Source organism: Enterococcus montenegrensis (assembly GCF_029983095.1).
GTDB lineage: Bacteria > Bacillota > Bacilli > Lactobacillales > Enterococcaceae > Enterococcus_C > Enterococcus_C montenegrensis.
The window spans coordinates 605,707-628,552 of record NZ_CP120467.1 but is presented as its reverse complement, the minus strand read 5'-3'; the positions used below and the strand labels follow the sequence as shown (position 1 = coordinate 628,552).

The window sequence follows — 22,846 nt, the reverse complement described above, 5'->3', positions numbered from 1 at the left end:
CGCTTTTCTAACATTATAGCTACATTGTAACGGAACCTTATCAAATGTAAAGAAAAACCTCGTGATTTAGTAAATCTTAAAGTAGTTCAAAAAAACGCTGTCTTTAAAATTTTTTTTAGAACCGCTAAAACTCACTAACGGCTAAAATAGCGTAAAAAAAGACTGCCACAAAATATGTAGCAGTCAAAACTTTTATAATCCAGCCATTAATTGTGCATGCCGTAATTCTAATTGGCGTACTTCGCGTGGTAAGAAACGTCTGATTTCATCTTCATTAAAACCAACTTGTAGACGTTTTTCGTCGATCATAATTGGACGACGTAATAAACCAGGGTTGTTTTGTACCAAATCTAGCAATTCTTTTAATGGTAATTCATCTAAATCAATATTCAATTTTTGGAAGACTTTTGACCGAGTAGAAATAATTTCTTCGGTACCATCTTCAGTCATTTGTAAAATCGCTTTTAATTCAGTGATATTCAAAGGTTCTGAAAAAATGTTGCGTTCTACAAAGGGAATTTCGTGCTCTTGCAACCACGCGCGAGCTTTTCTGCACGATGTACAGCTAGGGGAAGTATAAAGTGTCAACAACGTGTATCACTCCTTTTTTATTATATAAGTAATCTCTTTGTGACATCACTTATAATTTCATCTGAGTTCATTATACCTAATTGAAAAAAAAAATACTACCCTTTTCTCAAAAAAAGTTTTAAAAAATTAAAGTTATCTTAATGACACATTCCTAACTTACATACGTTTTCATCGATTTTCACGTTAGAAAGATTAGAATTATCAAATTTAAATGCCATTTACTTGCTTATATATAGCACAGTTTAAAAATGAAAAAAACACTGTAACACAAACAGAAAATTTGTTATATAATTTCTGTAATTTCGTTTTTTAAATTTTGTTGCATTCACAACAATAAAATTGTCTAGACAAATTTATCGGCATTTATCGCCCTTTTTATCCCTGTTTTTTGCAAATACCTGAAAAAAGATAGTCTCAAATAGAAATCGCGTTATTTTCTTTCTTTTTTTTAGCGGTAATCTGTAATAAATTACTAACAAAAAATCAGTAGTGAGATTGTGAAAATATCATTTGAAAAAAAAGTTTTTTTAATTATTCTTTGAAAAAATCTCTTTTTCAGAAAATTCAGAAACAAAATGATATTGCCCTTTAAATAATTTTTTTTGTCTTATTTCTTTTAAATTAACTTAATTTTTGAGTATTTAGCATTAACTAAAATGACCTTCGTTTTTTTATAATTCCTTCCTTTGTGATTATCACAATTGTTTTTTAAGTAAAAAGAACTGTAATATAATTTTGCCTATTATCAAAAGGTTTGTTCTTAATTAGGTAAAGAAAACCTTTATAAATCAACTTTTTACTCTTTAAAACTGCTATCCTTTTCGTTAGAATGAATCAGGATATTATGAAATTTGCAGAAAATTTGAAGGGAATGGCCTTTTTTGATTAACGCAATTGTTTTTGACGTCGATGACACAATTTATGACCAACAGCAACCTTTTCGCAACGCTGTCCACCGTATTATTCCTTTAGTAACAGATAACGACATGCACGACCTTTACATTCGTTTTCGTTTTCATAGCGACGAAACATTTTGCAAAGTTGCCAAAGGGGAATGGACATTAACGTATATGCGTAACTTACGCATCATGGAGTCTTTGAAGGATTTGGACTATCCACAAATCACAGAGGCCACAGCTTTAGAATTTCAAAAAATTTATGAAGAAGAGTTGGACAATATCGTCATGCACGATGCTGTTTTTGAAACATTAAACTTTTTAAAGGCCCAAAATATTCCAATCAGTATCATCACAAACGGCCCGACTGACCACCAATACAAAAAAATTATCCAACTAAATCTTTTAAACTGGGTTAAAGAAGATAACGTCATTATTTCACAGGCAACAGGTTTTCAAAAACCTGATCGCGAAATTTTCCAGCTCGCTGAAAAAGAGTTTAATCTTACTGCAGAAAATACATTATATGTCGGAGATAGTTTTGAAAATGATGTTGTTGGCGCTAAAAGCGCTGGCTGGAAATCTTTATGGTTTAATCACCGTAACCGTCAAATTCCAGCTGGAGAGCAAGCAGTTCAAGATATTAAACTGACTTCATTTGCGCAACTAACCCCAACAATTAAGGCAATTTTCGCTGAGTAATCAGCGCTATGAAAAGCAGTTCAAACTACTTTTACTTTCACATATTAAGCTAAGATTTCAAGAAAGTTTACCTGCCTATCACGATGCTTAGTTTGAAAAACTAGTCATGGATAAACTTATCATAAAGCGATTCAGCTTGGTAAAAAATTGATCCTTTTTCCTATTATAAAAAAGGCAGTAAGACTACTTTTTAGTGGTCCTACTGCCTTTTATTTTACCTGTCGTTCATTTATTCTCCCACACTTAAAATCATGCGAATATCTGCTTCTGTCAGTTGTTGGAGTTGTGTTTCATTGCCCTGGATAACTTTTTGGAACAATTCACGTTTGTCTTGTTGCAAGGCATTCATCCGCTCTTCAATAGTTCCTTCTGCAATCATGCGCCACACTTCAACTACTTTTTCTTGACCAATCCGATGAGCGCGCCCGGCCGCTTGTTCTTCTACAGCCGGATTCCACCATAAGTCGTAAAGGATCACCGTATCTGCTCCGGTCAAGTTCAAGCCAGTTCCACCAGCCTTTAGAGAAATCAAAAAGACATCCTTCTCCCCTTTGTTAAAAGCATCTACCATTTCAATCCGATTTTTTGGTGGTGTACTCCCCCGCAAATAAAAACTATCATAACCTAATTTAGCTAACTCTTCTTCAATAATTGTCAGCATACCGGTAAATTGCGAGAACAATAAAACCCGCCGGCCATTTTCTTGAGCCGCTTGAATTAGATCTTTTACTTGCTCTAATTTACCCGACGTTCCGGTATAATCGTCAATGAATAATTTCGGATCACAACAAATTTGCCGCAAGCGCGTTAGGCCGGCCAAAATACTGATTCGATTTTTCTTAAAGGCAGCCGCATCCATTTGACTGATTTCTTCGCGCATTTGCCGTAAATATGCCAAATAAATTTTCTTTTGATCTTCAGTTAAGGCACTGTAATAATTGGTTTCCAATTTTTCTGGTAAGTCTTTTAAGACGGTGGCTTTATCCCGTCGTAAAACAAAAGGCTTAATCATTTGGGCAATTTGTTCGGCTGATAATTGGCGGTAACGTTGCTGACTTGGGAAAAAGCCTGGCATGATCATTTCAAATAACGACCACAATTCTTCTAAATTATTTTCAATTGGGGTCCCACTCAAAGCAAACCGATTCGGAATAACTAAAGAGCGTAAGGCTTTTGCTGTTTTTGTAGCCGCGTTTTTCACCATTTGAGCTTCATCTAAGATTAATTGGTCTAAAGTTAATTCTTGATAAAGGGCAATATCTTGACGCAAACTAGCGTAAGAGGTGATGTAAATATCCACCGGTTGACTTAAACACTGCATCCGCTCATGCTTATTGCCACCCACCACCACTGCTTTCAAACTTGGGGCAAATTTCTTTAACTCCGCTAACCAGTTGAAAGTTAAACTAGCCGGTGCCACGATTAACGTTCTCCTACTAGCTTTTTCTTGCTTTTCTGATAAAAGATAAGCAATGGTCTGTAATGTTTTCCCTAAACCCATTTCATCGGCCAAAATTCCGCCAAATTGGTAATGAGACAACATTTTTAACCAACGAAAACCCGTTACTTGATAAGGGCGTAAGTCCGCATTTAAACCTTCAGGCAAAGCCACAGGATAGTTTTCAGGATGCGTTAAATCTTTGGCCATTTGGGTAAAGTTATCACTAAACGCAACATTCGCTGTTTTTAGCTGCTCTTGTAAAACCAAACCTTGGTTTAACGGCATTTTTATGACGCCGTCTTGACTATTTGTTTGTCGCAATTTTTGTAAAATCGCGCTGGTTTCTTGAAATTCTGGTGTTTCCAGTGACAATATCTGCCCATTAGTTAGTGTGTAAAAAGCATCTTGATTTAATAAGCTTTGCAAAATATTATCAATTTCTTTTTCACCAATACCTGAGATATCAAAGTGAACATCTAACCAAGAACCATCACTGTCCACTTTAACTTCTGGTTCAATCTTATGGGCATCCAAATACAATTCTCGCAATTTTTTACCCAGCTTAACTGTACCTAGTTGTTGTAAAGTTGGCAGTTCCCGCGTGAAAAAATAATACAGCCCACTGCCAGTCGGCAAATCTTTACTAAAACCGGTATCATTTTCCACGTAGCCTTGTTGTTGCAACAAATGACGTGCACGATCTTCTTTTTGGTAATCCCTTAGTACCTCGGGCTGATTTTCTTCAACAACATTATGCGTAGCATCGCTGGAGAAGATCGCATTGCCATATGCAAATTGCAATTCAACTGCAACCTGACCTTTTTTCTTGCGCAAGATAAAACTGATTGCTAAATCTTCATCGCTAATATAGCGATAAACTTCTTTTGCAATTGTAACATTCCCGATTTGACGCAATAATGGTAAGACTTGCTTAAATAAAACCGATAATTCCTTTTTGGCATAAGGAATTTCTTTTTTTTCTATTCTTTTTAATAACTGATCCAACGTTAAATAAATTTCTTGTTGGCAACTAGACAATGGGTGAATTTGTTCATCGATTACGCCCCAATGATAATAGTTAAATACTTGATCGTAGTCTTTTTCAATTTCTAAAATGAATTGGTCTTCAACTTTTTTGACGGTAAATTCTAGTGGTAATGTAACGTCAGAAAAGACAATTGGATTTAGTTTCTTTTCATCGTAGGAAAATGTTCCGCCTAAATTTCCTAGCATCGTTAATAATTTTTGGCCCCAACCAATTGGAACCAATAAGTATTTTTTGTCTAATTTGCCATTGACTAAAATTCCAGTTTGCCCCATTAATTGTTGTGTCTGTGCCATTCCCCACAAAACATCTAATGCTTCATTAACGTCTGGGCTAAAAGCAGCTGGTTCAATTAGAAAACTATGCTGTTTATTAATGAGGATTTTTTTATGCTCTGAATAAGCTTGGAGAAATTTATAAATATTTTTTACAATATAATTGCGGGCAACACCCCGCTGGCCAACCTTTAAACTAATCCCAAAAACTGCCAATTCTTTATGATAAGGATTCGTCTCAATTGCTTCTATATTAAACTGTAAACGTAACGGTACTGCCGGCCCTTCTGCTACTGGTAATTTTAATTTGGCAAAACCGTTGGTAAACATTTCTGCTGTTGAAAATTTACTTTTGACTGGAACTTCCATACTGCTCATAAAACGCGTCTTGCCTTGTTGACGCAAAAATAATTCGACTGCCACTGTATGTTTACAATAATGGTGTTCTTCCCAGTAAGGGCACTGACAATAATCTTCTTCTTTGGCAGTAGCATCCAAATCCACCAAATATTCTTCACTACCTAATACAACAGCATGCCAAACTTTATTGGCCGGATCCGGCGTTACTGATAGTACTCTTCCTTCATTGAGGTATGTGCGCCCTCGTTCAATCACTTTTTCAGGAATACTCCACTTCACCCAAATCTCTCCCATCTAATATTTGCAAACAGCATAAGCTGTTATTTGTTAAGCTAATTTCACTGCAATCTTACTTTGACCGGCACCATTAGTTTTAACATTTATCTGCCTTACAATCTTTTCTTTTAAGGCTGGTACGTGACTAATAATCCCAATTAACCTTCCTTGTGTTTCGAGTGTACTTAAAGATTCTAACGCCATTTCTAACGCTTCTTCATCTAGCGAACCAAAACCTTCATCAATAAACAAAGCATCAAGAGCAATGCCACCGGTCTTATTTTGAATGACATCGGCTAAAGATAATGCCAAAGCTAAAGCCGCAATAAAGCTTTCACCACCTGATAATGTTTGAACGCGTCTCACTTGCCCTGCATTGTCATCATATATATCGATATCTAGTCCCTTTTGACCACGACCACCATCTGATTTTTCCGCTAAACTAAATTGATAACGACCATTAGTCAACTGTTCTAAGCGAACATTGGCTAATGTTAAAATTTCAGCTAAATAAGCTTGTAAAACATAGCGTTCTAAACTAGTTTTATACGTATTTTTCCCACTCAATACTTGACTTAACTGTTCTATTTCTGCCAATTTAGCCAAAGATTTTTCGTGGGAAGCAAGCAATGTTTTTAACCTTGCCACTAATTGCTCGTTATCTTTTTGCTGTTCTTTTAAAAGTAAAAGCCGTTGTTGGCTTTCACGCAATTGTACTTGCGCGTTTTCATAAGAAACCGCCATTTGGGCAAGTTGCGGCATTTCTTGTTCTTTCAAATGTTCTTGTAGCTTTTGTTTTTGCTCTTTTATTAACAATAGCTTATTTTCGTACGTTTTTATTGCTTCTGATACCTCATGTAGTTTTTTCTCGTCTACAAATTGCTCTAGCAGCTGCTTTTTAGAAAGTTCTCGTGGAGAAGACGCTAAGCTTGTTGTAAGTTGTGCGTCTAATTTTTCCACTTCTAGTTGCGCCTCGCGATGATAATCTGATAACTCTTTAATTTGTGCGTAATAGCTTTTGGCCGCGGCTTTTAAATTTTCACCTGTGGTTTGATCTTTTTGCAATTGTGCATTTAGTTTTTTGATTTCGGTTGTGAAAACTTCAATCTGATGACGTAAAACAGGTGCGTCACTTTTACCAACTTGACCTTGTAAACTTTCAACTTCTCCTTTAAGTCGTTCTAGTTGATTAACTTCTTTTTGGTAGCGACTTGTCAAAGTTTGGCGTTCTTCATTTTTCTCGGCCAATTTCACTGCTATTTCAGCTTGTGTTTCACTTGCCTTTTGAATCTCATTGCCTAGTTGTTCTTGTTGTGCAAAAAAACGCGTGATTGCTGTAAATACATCCTCTTTTTCTCCTATTGTCTGTAACAGGGTAAAATCACGAGTAATCTGCTCTTTTAAGTCGGTCATTTCTGCTTGGGTTTTGAGGATTAGCTTTTGAAATTTATCTGCTTCTTGTGTCAATTGTTCTTGTTTTGTATAGTTGCGGGCAAGCGCCTCAGCTAAATCTGCTCTTTTTTCTTCAGCTGCATTTAATAAGGCTTCACTTTCTGTAACCGTCTTTAAAGTCAAATCATGCTGGGCTACCATAGGATGCTCAGTTGCCCCACAAACTGGACAGGCCTCCCCAGAAACTAGATCTAAACTTAATCGGGCAATCATGGCTTTTGCGTAATTGCTTTTTTGCAAACGGTAGTTTTCTTCTGCATCCTTTAGCTCTGCTTGCAAGTTACGAATCGTAACTTGCAACTTAGTCATTGTATTTTTGGTCAACTGTAACTCTTTGTTTTGAGAAGTTTTTGTTTCAATTAATTTTTCATAATCACGGACTGTTTGCTGTATTTTTGTTAAGGCAGTCATCGTTTTTTGCCACTGGCTGCTTTTTTTTGTGAGCTGTTCTTGCTGACTAAGACTTAGCTGTAAAGTAGCAATAGCTTGATTCAGTATTGTCAGCTCAGCTTGCGTTTTTTCACTAGTAATTTTTTTTGTGGCAAGTATTTGTCGTTGTTGTTCCAATAGTTGGGCTTGGGGAAGTTTCACTTCTAAATTGTGAAGCGACTTTTGCGCTGCCTCTAACTGTGATGTCCACGCTGCTACAGTCTTTCTTTGCTCTTGCCAGATTTCCAGTGCTTCTGCATTTTTTTGCGATTCTTTTTTTGCGATGGCTAATTTATCAGCTTGAAGATTGACTTTACTTGCAGCCAATTTAACAGAATTGATCAGCGGCAGGTGTTGTTGGAGCCACAAGAGCCAATTTTGCTCATCTTTTTTTTGTGTTATCACCGTTTTTTCTAAAGCTAAGTTGCTTTCTTCTTCCAAAACTTTTTTTAGTTCATCAAAGCTGCGTTTTAACTCTTCTGCTTGATAGTACTGTTTTTCGGCCTTATTCTTTTTTGCAGTTAAGTTTGCAACCACTTCGGTTTGGTTGGCGACCGCCCTGCCTAATTCTTCTAAATCACCTTGCCAAGCAGTTAGGGTTTCAGTCAAGGTCGAAAAAACAGCAGCATTTTTAAACCATTTAAAACTATCGACTAAAGCTGCGGCTTGTGTTTGTTTTTCTGCAATACTTTGATTTTTAGCGGCTGCTTGTTCTTTTAACCAAGTTTGCAAATTTTGGTAAATTTCTGTGTCAAACAAGCGTCGTAAAACTTGTTCTTTATCTGTGCTTGAAGCAACGAGAAAATTACGAAATTCACCTTGTGGTAACATGATGATTTTGAAAAACTGGTCTGCGGTTAAGTGTAGTAGTTGATAAAGTTCATAATCGACATTTTTAGTGTATTGTTTCTTTTCGTTTCCTAGTTCGTCATAAATAGTCAGCGTTGTTTTGCCGGCTCTTATAGTGGTACCAGTCCCCCGCTTTTTAGCTACCACTTGTTCGGGGCGTCGCATCACTTCGTAAAGTAAGCCGCCGTGGCTAAAAGAAAACGTCACTTCCGTTTCTTCTGTCGGCTGCGCAAAAAGGGAACGCATTTCTTTACCACTACGCAATTTGCCAGAGGTTTGACCGAATAAAGCAAAGGTCATTCCATCAAAAATTGTTGTTTTTCCAGCACCGGTTTTCCCGCTGACCAAAAATAAGCCCTGGTCTAAAAAAGCCCCAAATTCAACGGTTTCATCCAGATATGGACCAAAATTTTTCATGCGTAAAGTACGTGGCTGCATCGCGGTGGTTTCCTCCTTGTTAAAACAACTTTCATATATATCTAATGAATTGTCCTTAATCTTCTTTGGTTAATTTTTCTACTGCTTGTAACCCTTTTGCTAACCATTTCTCTTGGTTGGCAGTTAAATCTTCATTGGTCATTTCAGCAAAAAAATCGCTAACGACTTTTTTCGGCGTATCTGCTCTTTTTTTTAGTTGGGTCAGTTGCGCTTTACTTTCAAGCGGATTTACTCGCTCAATCCCCAAGAGTCTGGGGTAGATTACGCGTAATTGATTCATCAAATTAGGGATAACCCCACGGTCAGTTAATTGAATGTGTAAAAAATCTTCTCTTGCAATTTTTTGATAAAAAGCTGGTGTCAATAATTCTTCATAACTGGCCACAAGCCTTTGTAAGTCATGTAACGGAGACAAAGGATAAAATGTGCGGGATAAGTCGCTGGTATCAACGATATAAACTCCTTTTGTTTGCTTTTCTTCTGAAATCGCATATTTTAACGGTGCACCACTGTATTGTACTGTCAAATGATTAAGCGCAGAATGATTATGCAAGTGACCCAAGGCAACATAATCAAAATCCTGCAACAAATCTACCGGTACACTATCCAAACCGCCTACCATGATTTTTGTTTCAGAATCACTTTTACTGCTACCAGCTGCAAAAAAATGCGCAACTAATACGTGCCGCATATTCGGCTTAAAGCGGCGCTTCATTTCGGCTATTACGCTTTTGATAGCCTCGGCTAAAGTTTTAATGCTATCGTCTTGAAAGTAAACGCGCGCATTAAAGGGCTCAAAGTATGGCAAAAGAAAAAATTGTGTATCTGCTAGTTCCACCGGTTCAAAAGCTTGCACCAACTCTGTATGTAAATAAAAATCGGTATGACTAAACCAAGGCGTCCCAAAATTTAGGCGTTCATGACTATCATGGTTACCAGATATGGCCAGCAGCGGTAATTTATTTTGCAAGTTAAAGGCGATAATTTTTTCATTAAATAAATTGACAGCATCTACTGCTGGCACCGCCCGATCATACAAATCTCCAGCCACTACCACTGCATCAACTTTTTCTGCTAAAGCCAACGATAAAATTTGGTCAATGGCGGCACTTTGTTCTTTTAAGAGATCAAAACCGTTTAATTTTTTGCCAATATGCCAATCTGCCGTGTGTAAAAAACGCAATTTGTACTCCAACCTTTCTAAAAAAGCATCTTCAGACCATTATAACACTTTCAACCCCTTTTCAAAAAGTCACGGCTACTGCTTGTAAGAATGCCTAAAAAAAAAGACTTTATCAACAACATCACTTCATTTATGAACAATTAAAATCCCCGTGCAAACTTTAAAAATGAGATAATTCCTTCATTTTTGACTATAAAAAAACCAGCGTAAAATACGCTGGTAAAAAAATTATTTAACAATATATTTAAAATTAGGATCAATGGCGCGATCCAATTGATCAAAGGCCGTTTGAATGCGCGTTTCCACCACCGCCATGCCTTCTTTATCAATTTTTTTCACATCGCTAATATCAATGGGTTCACCAAAACGCATGGTAACTTTTTTTCGTTTTAGCAAATCTTTAAAGGTCAATGGTCCTTGGTAAACACAAGGCACAATCTTAACTTTAGCCATTTTAGCAATGAGTGCCATGCCCCCTTTTAGCTCAGTGGCATGCCGGGTACCACTAGGGAACATAATTAAACTTAGATCAGTATTTTTTAACAACTTTACTGGAGTTTTAATGGCAGAAGGACCCGGTTTTTTGCGGTCAACTGGAAAAGCATTGGCGTGAATTAAAATGAAACGCAAAATAGGATTTTTGAATAATTCTTCCTTCGCCATAAAACTGAATTTTTTCGGTCTCGCGCCGACTGCCATGTACAATGGGTCCCACCAAGTCCTATGAGGTGCAACTAAAATATAATTTTCATTCTGTGGTAATGCAATCTTATTTTGAAATTCAGAATTACCGTTTAGTACAAATAATAAAAAGCGGACAATGCCCCGCATCATGGTAAAAAACATCTGATCTTCCTCTCTATTTCTCTCATTATCTGCAAGTTGCGTTTTTAATGGGTAAGGAGTAATCCTTCTATTTTTGCCCTTACACAAATTATTTCAAATACAACACGGTCTAAGTATGCAAAAAAAAGTATCTTTTGACAAGCTTTTTTTACCAACAGTTGCACCACTTTATCAGTCGAGTATAATACGAGTAGAGATTTTCAATTAAAAAAAATTGCAGGTGTAAATTGTGTTAAATAAAAATGAACGTATTGATGCTTTATACGCAGAAGGAATTAAGATCATTCAAAGTAAAGACGTCTTTTCTTTTTCCATCGATGCCGTCTTACTGGCAAACTTTCCCAATATTCCCAAGCGAGGTAAAATTGTTGATCTCTGTGCTGGCAACGGGGCGGTTGGTCTTTTTGTCAGTCATAAAACAAATGCCAAAATTGATCAAATCGAAATTCAACCCCGCTTAGCGGATATGGCACAACGCAGTATCGCTTTAAACCATTTGGAAGAACAGCTAAAAGTCTATGAACTAAATTTAAAAGATAGCTTATCGGTTATAAAAAAAGATTCGGTAGAACTGGTCTTGTGCAATCCTCCTTATTTTAAAAACCTAGCGACAAATGAAAAAAATCCTAATCCCCATTTGGCCATTGCCCGCCATGAAATCCACGCGACACTAGAAGACGTCATTGACGTCTCCAGCCAAATGCTAAAGATGAATGGACGCTTGGCTTTAGTCCATCGACCTGATCGTTTTTTAGAAATTTTAGAATTGATGCAGGCCTATCGCATCGCGCCAAAGCGCGTTCAATTTGTCTACCCTAAAGCCAATAAAGATGCAAATATTGTTTTAGTTGAAGGAATAAAAAATGGTAAAAAAGACGGATTTAAAATTTTGCCACCACTAACCGTATATTCCAAAACAAATGAATATACCCCAACTATTAAGGCGATGCTTTATGGCCAATAAGCATTATTTTTATGTTCTCTTATGCCGAGATAATACTTTTTATGCCGGCTATACGACAGATTTGACCCGCCGCTTAAAAGAACATAATGACGGCGTTGGTTCCAAGTATACTCGGCTAAAAAAAAGACGACCACTACAAATGGTGCATGCAGAAGTCTTTTTTGATCGCAGTAGTGCAACTAAAGCTGAAGCTGCCTTTAAAAAGTTAAGCCGACTACAAAAAGAAGCCTATTTAAAAGCCCATCAAAAGCAAAATCAACTTTAACTAAATCGTCTAAAAAAGGGTTCTCTTTTTGCTGGGGGACCCTTTTATGGTACCATCAAAAATGAAAGCGGAAACAAAAAAAGGAGGATAACTATGAAAAAGGTCGGGTTGATATTCGTTGGTTTGGCGTTAGTGATTTCTTTTTCGTCCAGCGCTTTAGCAGCAACAACAAACACGAGTATGCAAGAAGAAGTAACAGAAACAATCACTAGCATCACAAAAGAGACAAGTACCTCGTTACATAATGAAACTATCGCAACAACAGACAGAAAAGATGAAGCACAACTGCAAAAAAAGAACACCGCCCCTGCGTTTTATACAACAGCCAGTGAAAAGAAATACTTTACCATTACAACGCCAAATGATAACTTTTGGACAGATTTCACAGCAACACCAGCAGGAATAACAAAAAATTATTTCCAGCAGACTTTCCAAATTTTAAGTAAAATCACCACTTTTGATGATAAAGTCTATTACAAATTGCAAGGTCAAACCATATTTTATGTCTTAGCTACTAGCGGTGTCCTAAGTGATAGTCCACTGGGATTGCCTCAACCTAAAATTCAGTATCTCACCTTCAAAAATGCCACAACATATTGGGGAGATAACACCTTACAAAATGGACAGTCAACCAATCCTTTGACACTGAAAACTTGGCAAAGTCGCAATACTTACCTTCATGCCGACGGTGAGCAATATTTTGATTTATATTCAAATAAAGGAAATTTCGTTGGCTTTATTAAAGCCAGTAGTACCAATATCACCTCAATTGCAGGAACTGCGATTAAACAGCAAAAATATGTAACCTTAACCGCTACAAATTATCCATTTTTGCAATCTTGGATTCAGAGTACCACACAAACGACTAAAAAATATTATCAGCAGTCCTTTTTAGTAAAAGAGTTATACCACCATTTTGACGGCAATGATTATTACAGCCTTTACCAACTTAAAGGCGGCAAGCAAGTACGAGTCGGATTTACCAATGTCAAAGCAACCACAACTGCCCCCGGTGGACAAGGAGTTTACCAAAAATTAGGCAAATACGTTACTATTACCAATAAAAATTATCAAATTCATCAAAATTTCAACTGGAAATATCGCAATAAAACTAGAAATCTTTACGGCAAAACATTTTTGGCTCGCGGTCTTTATCGCCATGTTAATGGCGCAACTTATTACACACTTTATAATCAAAAAGGCAACTGGATTGGCTATTTAAATAGTGCCGCCACAAAAGCAGCCGCCGGTCCTCAAGGCATTTATCAAAAGTGGGGGAAGAGCGTTGTTTTAACCAACAAAAATCAACCATTATGGCAAAATTTTAAATGGCAAAAGAAAAATACAAGTCAAAAGCTAATGGGCAGTCTGTATGTTGCTAAAGGCTACTACGAGCACGCAAATGGAGCTCGCTATTTAAGTCTTTATACTCAATCTGGCAAATGGCAAGGATACATTAATGCTGGTGCCACAAAACAAGCAACTTCCAAAGCCCAAAAATTAAAACAGGTGCAACAATTACTCAATCGTAAATATAAAAATAAAAATTTAGGCATTTATGTGATGAGTTTAACCGACGGTAGCGTGGCCCAAATAAATGGAAATAAAAATTTTCATGCGGCCAGCACCGGCAAATTACCGGCTTTGTATTATACGCAAAAGCAAATCAATGCCAAAAAGTTAAATCCTTATAAAAAATATCGTTACACCGATGCGATCAATAAAATGTCTTTATCTTATATGCGGGGCGGGGCTGGCATTTTACAATCCAAACGTTTTGGTAACTATTATTCTTTAGATACAATTATGAACTGGACTTGTAAGCATTCGGATAATCAAGGTGCTAATTTCTTAGGCTATTATGGGGCTGATAAATATAGTCAAAAAATGAAAAATGAAATTAGTAGTATCATTGGCCGCAAATGGACGCGTTTTAGTGTGATTAATGCCAAAGAAAATACGCGTCTTTTAAAAGCTATGTATTTTGAAGGAGGCAAGGTGCTGACTTATCTTTCCCATACAACCTATGATAGTCAGCGTTTGCCAAAATATTTGCCAGTGCGGGTGGCTCATAAAATTGGTGATCTCGGCGGCTATGCTCACGATTGTGGCATTGTCTATACAAAAGAACCTTATGTTATTAGTGTAATGACACAAGGTACCGGCTATGAAATTATCTCGCGTATTTCAAAAGATGTCTATCAAATCATGAAATAGAAAATACCCAAAGGACTTTAGCAAAGACAAAATACCGTCTTTTAACTAAATATCCTTTGGGTATTTTATTGTCCCAAACTTCCTACGAAAACCCCCAGAAAGCTTAAAAATAAGCCGCCACCATAAGAAATAGCAAAATAGCGATAAAAAAATTTAGGTTTTGCCTGCCACAAAGTTAATAATTCAAAATTAAAGGTAGAAAAAGTCGTGTACCCGCCCATCATACCCGTTCCCAAAAACAAATATGCGGCATCACTTAAATGCAAGCCAGAAAATACTCCTAAGATAAAAGCACCTGTTAAATTAATAATTTGGGTCGCCCACGGATAAGGATGGGGTCGCTTTTCAAAAAAACGATTAATAAAAAAGCGTGCCATAGCACCTAACGCAGCTCCCAAACCAACCAGTAGCATATTCATTCTAAGTCCTCCTTATGAGGCTTTGGGCGCCATACTTTTTCTCCTAGATAGGCCATTAAAATTCCACCAAAAATGGATACAGTTAAATAAAGTCCCGCCAATAAAACGTTTGTTTCAAAAAGTTTTACCGTATCTAAAGCAAAGGAAGAAAATGTTGTAAAGGCACCAAAAAAGCCAGTACCCACGCCTAGAATTAACCGGCCGTTGACATCTTGATCGGCCATAATGTGTTTTACTAACCAGCTAAACAAAAAACAGCCCAATAAATTGGTCACCAAGGTTCCTAGTGGAAAGCCATTGACTACAGGTAAACTTAAACCCAATAAATAGCGTGCATTGCCACCAAAAAACGCAAAAAAAGCTACAATTATGTAATCCACTCAAATGCCCCCTCTTCAAAAAAAGTTTTGCTATTAAAAAAGTAGCACAAAAAAACCAAGAGTAAAAGTTGCACCTCTTGGTTTTCATTTCAATTATTTTGCACGTTTGATATACGTACCTTCAGCCGTGTTAATTTCTAAGCTTTCACCGGCTTCAATAAAATCTGGTACGTTAACAACTAAGCCTGTTTCCATTGTTGCCGGTTTACCAGAGCCAGTTACAGTTGCACCTTTAATTGAAGGTTGTGAACAGTTGTTGGTAATTGCACCCCAATTACTTCAGAACCGAAGAATTGAATTTTAACTTCCATATTTTCCAACAAGTATTTCATTTCTTCTGCAATTGTTTCAACTGGAATTTCATATTGTTCATATGTTTCCAAATCCATGAAGAAGGCTGTATCATCCATTGTATATAAATATTGCACAGGTTTTGTATCGATGTGTGCTTTTTCAAATTTTTCATCAGGACGTAAAGTTGTGTCATACGTCGCACCAGTTCGAACGTCGCGAAGTTTCATTCGCATTACCGTGTTTCCTTTACCTGGTTTATGATGACTCGCATCTAAAACTTTGATCAATTTACCGTCTTGGACAAATGTCATCCCTGCCCGTAAGTCGCTTGCTGCAATCATTGTCTAAATCCTTCTTTCTTGTTATAAAATTCTTTTTCATTGTAGCAAACAAGACGCATTTATGCTAGTTTTAGCCAAAATTCTCATTTAGCCTCTTTTTATTTTCTAACGTAGTTGGGATCGTATTCGTCTGTTTCGATATAAATATAGGCTTTTTTATCTGGCAGACTTTGACGAATTTGGCGCTCGATCTCATTTACAACCCTATAACTATGGGCTTCTGCTTCATCAACGATGTCAATTTTTGCGGCAATCATAATTTCTGTTGGCCCCAAATGCACAGTCTTAATATCAATCAGACGTTTTACTTCTGTGCGCGAAAAGGCTGCTTTAATCTTTTTCAAATCACTAGCAGTAACGCTTTCGCCAATAATTAGACTATAAAATTCCCGTGCTAGAAAAATTGCAGCGAACATTAACAATAGACCGATTAATAACCCGCTTAAAGCATCAAATAGTGCATTGCCGGTTACCATGGTTAAAATAGTTCCCATTAAAGCTATTACTAAACCAATCACTGCACAAAAATCTTCGGTAAAAATAATTAAAATTTCGCTGTGACGGCTTTCTCTTAAAAAGCGAAATAACGGTAACTTCTCTTCATTCAATTCCTTAATTTCTTTAAAGGCAATGCGTAGTGAGCTCCCTTCTACTGCCATCCCAAAAATTAAAATGATAATCACAAGCCATTGGTTACCAACTTCGTGAGCCGGATGAAAAAGCTTTTCCATTGCTTCCATCACACCTAAAGCACCACCACCAAAGAAAAGCATCATCGCTACAATGGTACTAAAAAAATACTTTGCTCGCCCCTCACCAAACTGATGCAACTGGCTGACCGGACGTGCCGCCCACTTATCCCCGATTAGCAATAGCGCTTGATTGCTACAATCGACGACACTATGAATACTCTCGTTTAACATTGCGGCACTTCCGCTTAACAAGTAGCCGACAAATTTACTAATCGCCACTAATATATTGGCGACTAAAGCAGCAATTACGGCCATCATCCCTTGATTTGTTTCTTTTTCCATTTTTCTCATCCCTTTTTTTAATTAATTGAAGTCTCTTCTTTATTATAAAGAAACTAGCAATTTAGCAAAAACAATAGCGCTTTTAAAACAAAATATTCTACAAATACTCGCAATTTTTCTCCATATGACCCTATGTAAGTAACGGTCTTCATTTAAATAAAACAACTTTTTTAAGAACGTAAAATAATTAGAGATAAGTGCCAGAAACATAGCCCTTACCTCCAATTATTTTTATGTTTTAGTTGGCTATACCTAATAAAGTTAAAACGATGATAAACAAGGTTGGAATCATTTGATTAACCGTATTAAAAATCCAATGAACCATTAGTGAACCCCAAATATTGCGATAGACCAAATAAATTAGACCAAAGAAAAAACCTACCGTCATATAAGGAATGGTGGCATAGAGATTACCGTTAAAATTTGCGTAATGTATTAAACCAAATAAAATAGCTTGAATAAACAGCATAATGCCACGAATAAAATGATTAGGTGCTTTTCCAACTAATAAATAGCGAAAAACCAACTCTTCAGAAAATGGTGCAATAAACGAAGGCAATGCAGCCAAAAACAAAGCGACAAGCTGCCTATTTTCTTTAAAATCAGTTTGCAAAACACCGCTATCGGCAGTATCCGCTGGAATTTTGATCAGATTTTCTGGCAACGCCCCTCTGATAAATTGAATCAATAAATGACTGACAACAACCAAAACCAACGCCAATAACAAGTTACGCCACAAATGCTGGCGATATTGCTGCCATTGTTTTTTTAAAGTGGATTTATATAACATGAGCAACACGACAAAGGCTAAGATATTAACGCTGATTCCCCCTATTAAAAAATAAAAGGGATTCTCCTTAAAAAAAGGCAGCCCTATCAGATTATTGCCGATTAATAACTCCAAAGGCAAAACAATTAAACCAAATAAATCTTTTCTTTCCCATTTTTCTTTCACTCTCTTTTCCCTCTTCCACTGAATTTGGTAAGTTAAGTGTAGCAAAAGTTCTAGTATTCGCAAAAAAAGCGAGCCCCACTAAGGTCGGCTCGCTTTTTTGCTAGATTATAAATTATCAGCTATTTGATTGCTCCACGAATAACAAAGCATCGTAAGGAGCAAATGTCATTTCTTTTGTTAATTTTTTAGGGGCGGTTTTGTCGTTTGCAATATAGGACTGCCAATTTTTCTGCCAGATTTTTTTGGGCAACGTTAGTTTTCTAGTTTTTTGGCTGATATTGGTAATAATTAAAAACTGCTTTTCCCCTTTTCTTAAATATGCAAAAATATCAGGGTCATTTTGAGCCAATAATTCAAAGGTCCCAGTTGCAAAAGTCTCCTCTTGTCTACGTATTTGAATCAATTGACGATAAAAATTCAAGACCGAGTCAGGATCTTCCTTTTCAGCCGCAACATTGATTTTGACATAATTGGGATTGACTTTCAGCCAAGGTGTACCTGTAGTAAAGCCAGCGTTTTTGCTATCATCCCATTGCATTGGGGTACGAGCATGATCACGACTCCAAGAAGTGGCAAGCTGCAATGCTTCTGCTTCACTTTTATTTTCAGCTAGCAGCCGATGATAAAAAGAAAGGGTATCTTTGGCATCCACTTCTGAAATTGTTTGAAATGGATAGTTTGTTGCGCCTAATTCTTGCCCTTGATAAATAAAAGGCGTTCCACGTAATAATAAATACATCATGGCTAAAGCTTTCGCTGACTTCTTGGTTTCGTTGCCTAAAATTGTGTTAAAGCGTGGATTATCATGATTTTCAAGATATAGGGCATTCCAACCTTTTTTACCTAAATCTTTTTGCCAACGGGCGATAACTTTTTTAAAGCCTAATAAATCAATCCGTTCGCTTCCAGCAACGCCTTTTCGAACATTATGTTCCAATTCAAAAATCATATCCAAATAACCTTCTGAATCTGTCCAATTAACCGCTTTTTTACTGGAAACGCCACTGGCTTCTCCTACTGTCATCACATTGTATTCATTAAAAATTTGTTGTAAATCCTTCATATAATTGTCAATACCAGCTACATTCATGAAAGGTGCCCAAGGATTATCTTTAATTTTAAAATTCCAAGGTTCCTTTTGGATATGGCTGATGGCATCTAATCGAAATCCATCAATTCCCAGTTCTAACCACCAGCGAATCATTTGGTAAATTTCAGTACGCACAGCTTCATTTTTCCAATTTAAATCCGGTTGTTCTGGCGCAAATACGTGAAAATAAGCCTGACCACTTGGTTCATCGACCGTCCAAGTTGAACCGCCAAAAAAACTCTGCCAATTATTCGGCAAGTTAGCTGGCGTAGCATTCTGCCAGTGATAATAATTACGGTACGGATTTTCTTTACCTTTTCTTGCTTCCACAAACCAAGGGTGCTGATCGCTGGTGTGGTTGACTACTAAATCCAAAATAATTTTCAGATTTTCTTTGTGGCACGCCTCTAAAAGTTCCTTAAACTGTGCCATATCACCATATTCGGCTGCGATGTCTTTATAATCAGAAATATCATAGCCATTATCTACATTGGGAGATTTGTACATGGGATTTAACCAAATAAAATCAACTCCCAGTTCCTTAAGATAGGGAATTTTGGCAATAATTCCTTTAATATCCCCAATGCCATCCCCATTACTATCATAAAAACTACGGGGATAAATTTGATACCCCACTGCATTTTGCCACCAATTGGTCATGATTTCACCACTTCCACGACAAAAGCATCCCAAGGCATAAGTACAACTTTTTCCAATTGACTTGGCGTAGGACCGTTGGATAAAATCAGTTCCTTAATTGCACCGTCGTAATGAAATTCATTTGCTTCACTAGCAAAGTTTGTCACAACAAGCCACGTTTTTTCTTTGAAGCTTCGTGTATAGGCAAAAACTTCAGGAGCTGTTTTTAATAGGTGAAAATCCCCCCATACCACTAACGGGTTGTCTTTTCGTAATTGAATCAATTTTTGATACGTATAAAAAAGTGAATCTTTATCCGCTAATGCCTGGGTGACGTTTATTTTAGGATAATTCTCATTTACCGTAAGCCACGGTGTACCGGTCGTAAAACCAGCGTGTTGACTATCGTCCCATTGCATGGGTGTTCTGGCATTATCTCTTCCTTTAACATTGATGGCATTTATAATTTCAGCTGGTTTATATCCTTGAGCGAGTCGTTCATGATACATGTTAATACTTTCAATATCGTCAACTTCTTCAATGGCACTAACCAAATGATTGGTCATGCCAATTTCTTCTCCTTGATAAATATATGGCGTCCCTTTTAGTAAGTGTAATAAAATCGCTAACAATTTACCGCTTTTAACACGATAATTTTTTTCGTCTCCCCAACGGGAAATAATGCGGGGTAAATCATGGTTGTTCCAAAATAGTGAGTTCCATCCTTCATCACCTAGTTCTGTTTGCCATTTGGCAAAAACTTCCTTCAATTGTGCCACTGCAAGGGGACGTAAATCCCATTTGCTTTTTTGGGGCTGTTCATCTAATGCGACATGTTCAAATTGAAAGACCATGCTTAACTCTTGGCGTTTAGGATTTGAGTATAATTTGGCAATTTCAGGTGTTGCTCCCCATGTTTCGCCGACGGTTAACAAATCGTGTTTACCAAAAGTTGCTTTGTTCATCTCTTGTAAATAGTCATGGAGTTTGGCACCATTGCCGGTAATCATCTTTTCTGGCACTTTGCCGATCAAATCAATAACATCCATACGAAAACCGCCAATTCCTTTTTCAATCCAAAAATTCATCATATCATAAACTGCCTGCCGCACTTTTTCATTGGCCCAATTTAAATCAGGTTGTTTTTTGGAGAATAAATGCAAGTAATACTGCCCACTTGCTTCATCAAATTCCCAAGCGCTGCCAGAAAATGTCGATCCCAATTCATTGGGCGCGCTGCCATCTGCTTTAGGATCGGCCCAAATATAATAATCGCGGTAGGTATTTTCCTTGCCTTTTTTGGCTTCAAGAAACCATTGATGCTCATCAGAAGTATGATTGACTACTAAGTCCATCACAATTTTGATGGAACGCTTTTTAGCTTCAGTAATTAGCCGCTCCATATCCTCCATTGTGCCAAATTCGGCCATAATCGCTTCATAATCTGAAATATCGTAACCATTATCATCATTAGGAGATGCATAGACTGGGGATAACCAAATCGCACCAATTCCCAGTTTTTTTAAATAATCTAATTTTTCAATAATACCGCCAATATCGCCAATTCCATCACCGTTGCTGTCTTTAAAACTGCGGGGATAAATTTGGTATACAACAACTTCTTGCCACCAGTGTTTTTCCATTTTTTTCACTCTTTCTAATCCTCTTTTGTAATGACAAAACCTTTAGGAGCTAATTTCAGATCGGCAGTAAAGCCATTAGCCAAAATAATTTCCCCTTTAATAGTTAGAGAGTTCGCATTTTCACCCAAATTGAAATAGCCGATAATTTTTTTATCAGCTAATTTGCGTTGAAGTACAATTTGCTGTTTAGCTAGATCAACATTTTCCCAAATCATTTGACCTTCTGATAGTATTTTTGCAAAGTCACGGCGAAATTTGACCAGTTTTTTGAAAAAGGCAAACATATCCAAGTCCTGATCTTCTTCTTGCCAAACCATACATTTACGACAATCTGGATCCATTTCTCCTGTCATGGCAAATTCATCGCCGTAATAAATACACGGTACTCCGGGTTGTAAATAAGTAAAAGCCTCTACTTGTTTCATTAAGTCTTTATCGTTTTTTGCCTCCGTTAAAATTCGCGGTGTATCGTGGGAATCTAAGACATTAAATTGCACTTGGTTGGTTTGTTGGCGATAAAGCATTAATTGCCGATTAATTTCCGATACCATTTTTTCTAACGTGATGTCTTTTTTAACAAAAGCACTGGAAATAGCATCTGTATATGCGTAGTTCATTACAGCGGTAAATTCATCACCATTAAGCCAACTTTGAGAAGAGTGCCAAATTTCACCTAAAATATAGAAATCATCTTTGGCTGCATCACACACTTGCCGAAATTCCCGCCAAAAAGTGTGATCGACTTCATTGGCGACATCCAAACGCCAAGCATCAATATCAAATTCTTTAATCCAATACGCTGCAATCTCCAAAAGATATTTTTTTACTTCTGGATTTGCTGTATTTAATTTTGGCATATGAGGAGTAAAAGCAAAAACATCATAGGTAATATCATAGGCATCTTCAAAATCTTTTCCTTCTTTATAGCTAGCTGGAAATTCATTAATGTGAAACCAATCAGCATATTTTGAAGCGGCACCATTTTGCAAAACATCTTGCCATTGTGGTGAAGTATCCCCCATATGATTAAAGACTGCATCTAACATTATTTTGATGCCCCGTTTATGACATTCCGCTACTAATTTTTTAAATAATTTTTTATCGCCAAAGTCTGGATCAATTTCAAAGTAATCGATCGTATCGTATTTGTGATTGGAATGGGCTTTAAAAATCGGACAAAAATAGAGACCGTTAATCCCAAGTTCGGTGAAATGGTCTAAGTGATCTAAAACGCCTTGTAAGTCGCCACCAAAGAAATCTTGACGATCAGGATCTTTTGAGCCCCACGGCAGCGTCCCTTTGGGATCATTACTTTTATCCCCGTTGGCAAATCGCTCTGGAAAAATTTGATACCATACTGTATTTTTTACCCACGCTGGTGCTTTAAAGCGATCAACTTCATGAAAATACGGCATTCTAAAATAGTTATTCGGCATCTTTAGGTATTCTTTTTCAGCTGGAAAACAGCCATGATCGCCATAAAAAATTTCACTATCATCTAAACCGACAACTTTAAAGCCATAAGCCATGCGCTTATATGGTTCACTCGTTGCTACCACCCAATAATCATGCAATTCAGTCGTTAAATATTTTTCCATTACTAATGGTTTTTGATACCACTTTTCTGCTTCTAAAGTATAGGTATCCCCATGAAGAAGTTCTACTTTTTTCACATCATTTTTGGCTGTTTTTAAGCGAATGTGCATGAGATCTTTTTGATATAAATAGGCAAACTCGCTATCTGGACGGTGATTAATTGCTGCTGTATTCATCAAATCGCACCCTTCTTTTTTGATTACTCACGATATTTTTCATGAGAAAA

General features: G+C 36.9%; 16 protein-coding genes and 1 pseudogene. 4 read left to right on the top strand and 13 right to left on the bottom strand.

From position 1 onward, the window contains the following. Positions 1–192 precede the first annotated feature (192 nt). The gene (gene spxA / locus P3T75_RS02965) at positions 193–591 is read right to left on the bottom strand and encodes a transcriptional regulator SpxA (RefSeq protein ID WP_173103569.1); all 399 of its coding nucleotides are present in this window, start codon (positions 589–591) and stop codon (positions 193–195) included. Positions 592–1,472: 881 nt separating this feature from the next. Between spxA and P3T75_RS02960 the strand changes: the two genes are divergently transcribed. Beyond that, the gene (locus P3T75_RS02960; protein ID WP_282462176.1) at positions 1,473–2,189 is read left to right on the top strand and encodes an HAD family hydrolase; all 717 of its coding nucleotides are present in this window, start codon (positions 1,473–1,475) and stop codon (positions 2,187–2,189) included. Positions 2,190–2,418: 229 nt separating this feature from the next. On the opposite strand, the gene P3T75_RS02955 is transcribed toward P3T75_RS02960, so the two are convergent. From P3T75_RS02955 to P3T75_RS02940, 4 genes are all read right to left on the bottom strand, one after another. Next, the gene (locus P3T75_RS02955) at positions 2,419–5,589 is read right to left on the bottom strand and encodes an SNF2 helicase associated domain-containing protein (protein WP_282462555.1); all 3,171 of its coding nucleotides are present in this window, start codon (positions 5,587–5,589) and stop codon (positions 2,419–2,421) included. A 48-nt stretch (positions 5,590–5,637) separates the two neighbouring features. Beyond that, on the bottom strand, positions 5,638–8,754 hold the full coding sequence (locus P3T75_RS02950; RefSeq protein WP_282462175.1) for an SbcC/MukB-like Walker B domain-containing protein: 3,117 nt from the start codon (positions 8,752–8,754) through the stop codon (positions 5,638–5,640). Positions 8,755–8,809: 55 nt separating this feature from the next. Beyond that, entirely contained in the window at positions 8,810–9,937 is a 1,128-nt protein-coding gene (locus P3T75_RS02945) for an exonuclease SbcCD subunit D (protein WP_282462174.1), read from the bottom strand. Between the two features lie 228 nt (positions 9,938–10,165). After that, on the bottom strand, positions 10,166–10,783 hold the full coding sequence (locus P3T75_RS02940; protein WP_206904511.1) for a lysophospholipid acyltransferase family protein: 618 nt from the start codon (positions 10,781–10,783) through the stop codon (positions 10,166–10,168). A gap of 229 nt (positions 10,784–11,012) precedes the next feature. On the opposite strand from P3T75_RS02940, the gene P3T75_RS02935 reads away from it, so the two are divergent. The 3 genes from P3T75_RS02935 to P3T75_RS02925 all read left to right on the top strand — a co-directional run bounded on the left by P3T75_RS02935 (position 11,013) and on the right by P3T75_RS02925 (position 14,229). Then, on the top strand, positions 11,013–11,747 hold the full coding sequence (locus P3T75_RS02935; protein ID WP_282462173.1) for a tRNA1(Val) (adenine(37)-N6)-methyltransferase: 735 nt from the start codon (positions 11,013–11,015) through the stop codon (positions 11,745–11,747). After that, positions 11,737–12,012, top strand: a complete 276-nt coding sequence (locus P3T75_RS02930; RefSeq protein ID WP_282462172.1) for a GIY-YIG nuclease family protein — start codon at positions 11,737–11,739, stop codon at positions 12,010–12,012. Before P3T75_RS02935 ends, P3T75_RS02930 begins: the two co-directional genes overlap by 11 nt. A gap of 93 nt (positions 12,013–12,105) precedes the next feature. Then, entirely contained in the window at positions 12,106–14,229 is a 2,124-nt protein-coding gene (locus tag P3T75_RS02925; RefSeq protein WP_282462171.1) for a serine hydrolase, read from the top strand. 65 nt (positions 14,230–14,294) lie between these two features. Here P3T75_RS02925 and P3T75_RS02920 read toward each other — a convergent pair whose 3' ends face one another. The 8 genes and pseudogenes from P3T75_RS02920 to P3T75_RS02885 all read right to left on the bottom strand — a co-directional run bounded on the left by P3T75_RS02920 (position 14,295) and on the right by P3T75_RS02885 (position 22,796). Then, positions 14,295–14,648, bottom strand: a complete 354-nt coding sequence (locus P3T75_RS02920) for a fluoride efflux transporter FluC (RefSeq protein WP_282462170.1) — start codon at positions 14,646–14,648, stop codon at positions 14,295–14,297. After that, positions 14,645–15,028 (bottom strand): fluoride efflux transporter FluC, encoded by a 384-nt coding sequence (locus P3T75_RS02915; RefSeq protein ID WP_282462169.1) that lies wholly within the window; start codon positions 15,026–15,028, stop codon positions 14,645–14,647. The genes P3T75_RS02920 and P3T75_RS02915 overlap by 4 nt, the downstream gene beginning before the upstream one ends. 93 nt (positions 15,029–15,121) lie before the next feature. Beyond that, positions 15,122–15,663: pseudogene (gene efp, locus P3T75_RS02910) on the bottom strand (elongation factor P). Positions 15,664–15,761: 98 nt separating this feature from the next. Further along, a complete protein-coding gene (locus tag P3T75_RS02905) occupies positions 15,762–16,697 on the bottom strand; it encodes a cation diffusion facilitator family transporter (RefSeq protein WP_230709427.1) in 936 nt (311 codons plus the stop codon). A 238-nt stretch (positions 16,698–16,935) separates the two neighbouring features. Then, positions 16,936–17,652, bottom strand: coding sequence for a CPBP family intramembrane glutamic endopeptidase (locus P3T75_RS02900; protein WP_282462168.1), 717 nt, complete (start codon positions 17,650–17,652; stop codon positions 16,936–16,938). Positions 17,653–17,767: 115 nt separating this feature from the next. Then, positions 17,768–19,402: a glycoside hydrolase family 13 protein gene (locus P3T75_RS02895; RefSeq protein WP_282462167.1), complete on the bottom strand. Its 1,635-nt coding sequence runs from the start codon at positions 19,400–19,402 to the stop codon at positions 17,768–17,770. After that, complete coding sequence (locus P3T75_RS02890; RefSeq protein ID WP_282462166.1) at positions 19,399–21,024, bottom strand: glycoside hydrolase family 13 protein; 1,626 nt, start codon at positions 21,022–21,024, stop codon at positions 19,399–19,401. The genes P3T75_RS02895 and P3T75_RS02890 overlap by 4 nt, the downstream gene beginning before the upstream one ends. A 14-nt stretch (positions 21,025–21,038) precedes the next feature. Continuing rightward, complete coding sequence (locus P3T75_RS02885) at positions 21,039–22,796, bottom strand: glycoside hydrolase family 13 protein (RefSeq protein WP_282462165.1); 1,758 nt, start codon at positions 22,794–22,796, stop codon at positions 21,039–21,041. Positions 22,797–22,846 lie beyond the last annotated feature (50 nt).

Coding starts and splice junctions, on each gene's coding strand:
- P3T75_RS02950 (WP_282462175.1), bottom strand. CDS start 8,754: ATGCAGCCACGTACTTTACGCATGAAAAATTTTGGTCCATATCTGGAT.
- P3T75_RS02940 (WP_206904511.1), bottom strand. CDS start 10,783: ATGTTTTTTACCATGATGCGGGGCATTGTCCGCTTTTTATTATTTGTA.
- P3T75_RS02930 (WP_282462172.1), top strand. CDS start 11,737: ATGGCCAATAAGCATTATTTTTATGTTCTCTTATGCCGAGATAATACT.
- P3T75_RS02925 (WP_282462171.1), top strand. CDS start 12,106: ATGAAAAAGGTCGGGTTGATATTCGTTGGTTTGGCGTTAGTGATTTCT.
- P3T75_RS02920 (WP_282462170.1), bottom strand. CDS start 14,648: ATGAATATGCTACTGGTTGGTTTGGGAGCTGCGTTAGGTGCTATGGCA.
- P3T75_RS02905 (WP_230709427.1), bottom strand. CDS start 16,697: ATGGAAAAAGAAACAAATCAAGGGATGATGGCCGTAATTGCTGCTTTA.
- P3T75_RS02895 (WP_282462167.1), bottom strand. CDS start 19,402: ATGACCAATTGGTGGCAAAATGCAGTGGGGTATCAAATTTATCCCCGT.
- P3T75_RS02890 (WP_282462166.1), bottom strand. CDS start 21,024: ATGGAAAAACACTGGTGGCAAGAAGTTGTTGTATACCAAATTTATCCC.
- P3T75_RS02885 (WP_282462165.1), bottom strand. CDS start 22,796: ATGAATACAGCAGCAATTAATCACCGTCCAGATAGCGAGTTTGCCTAT.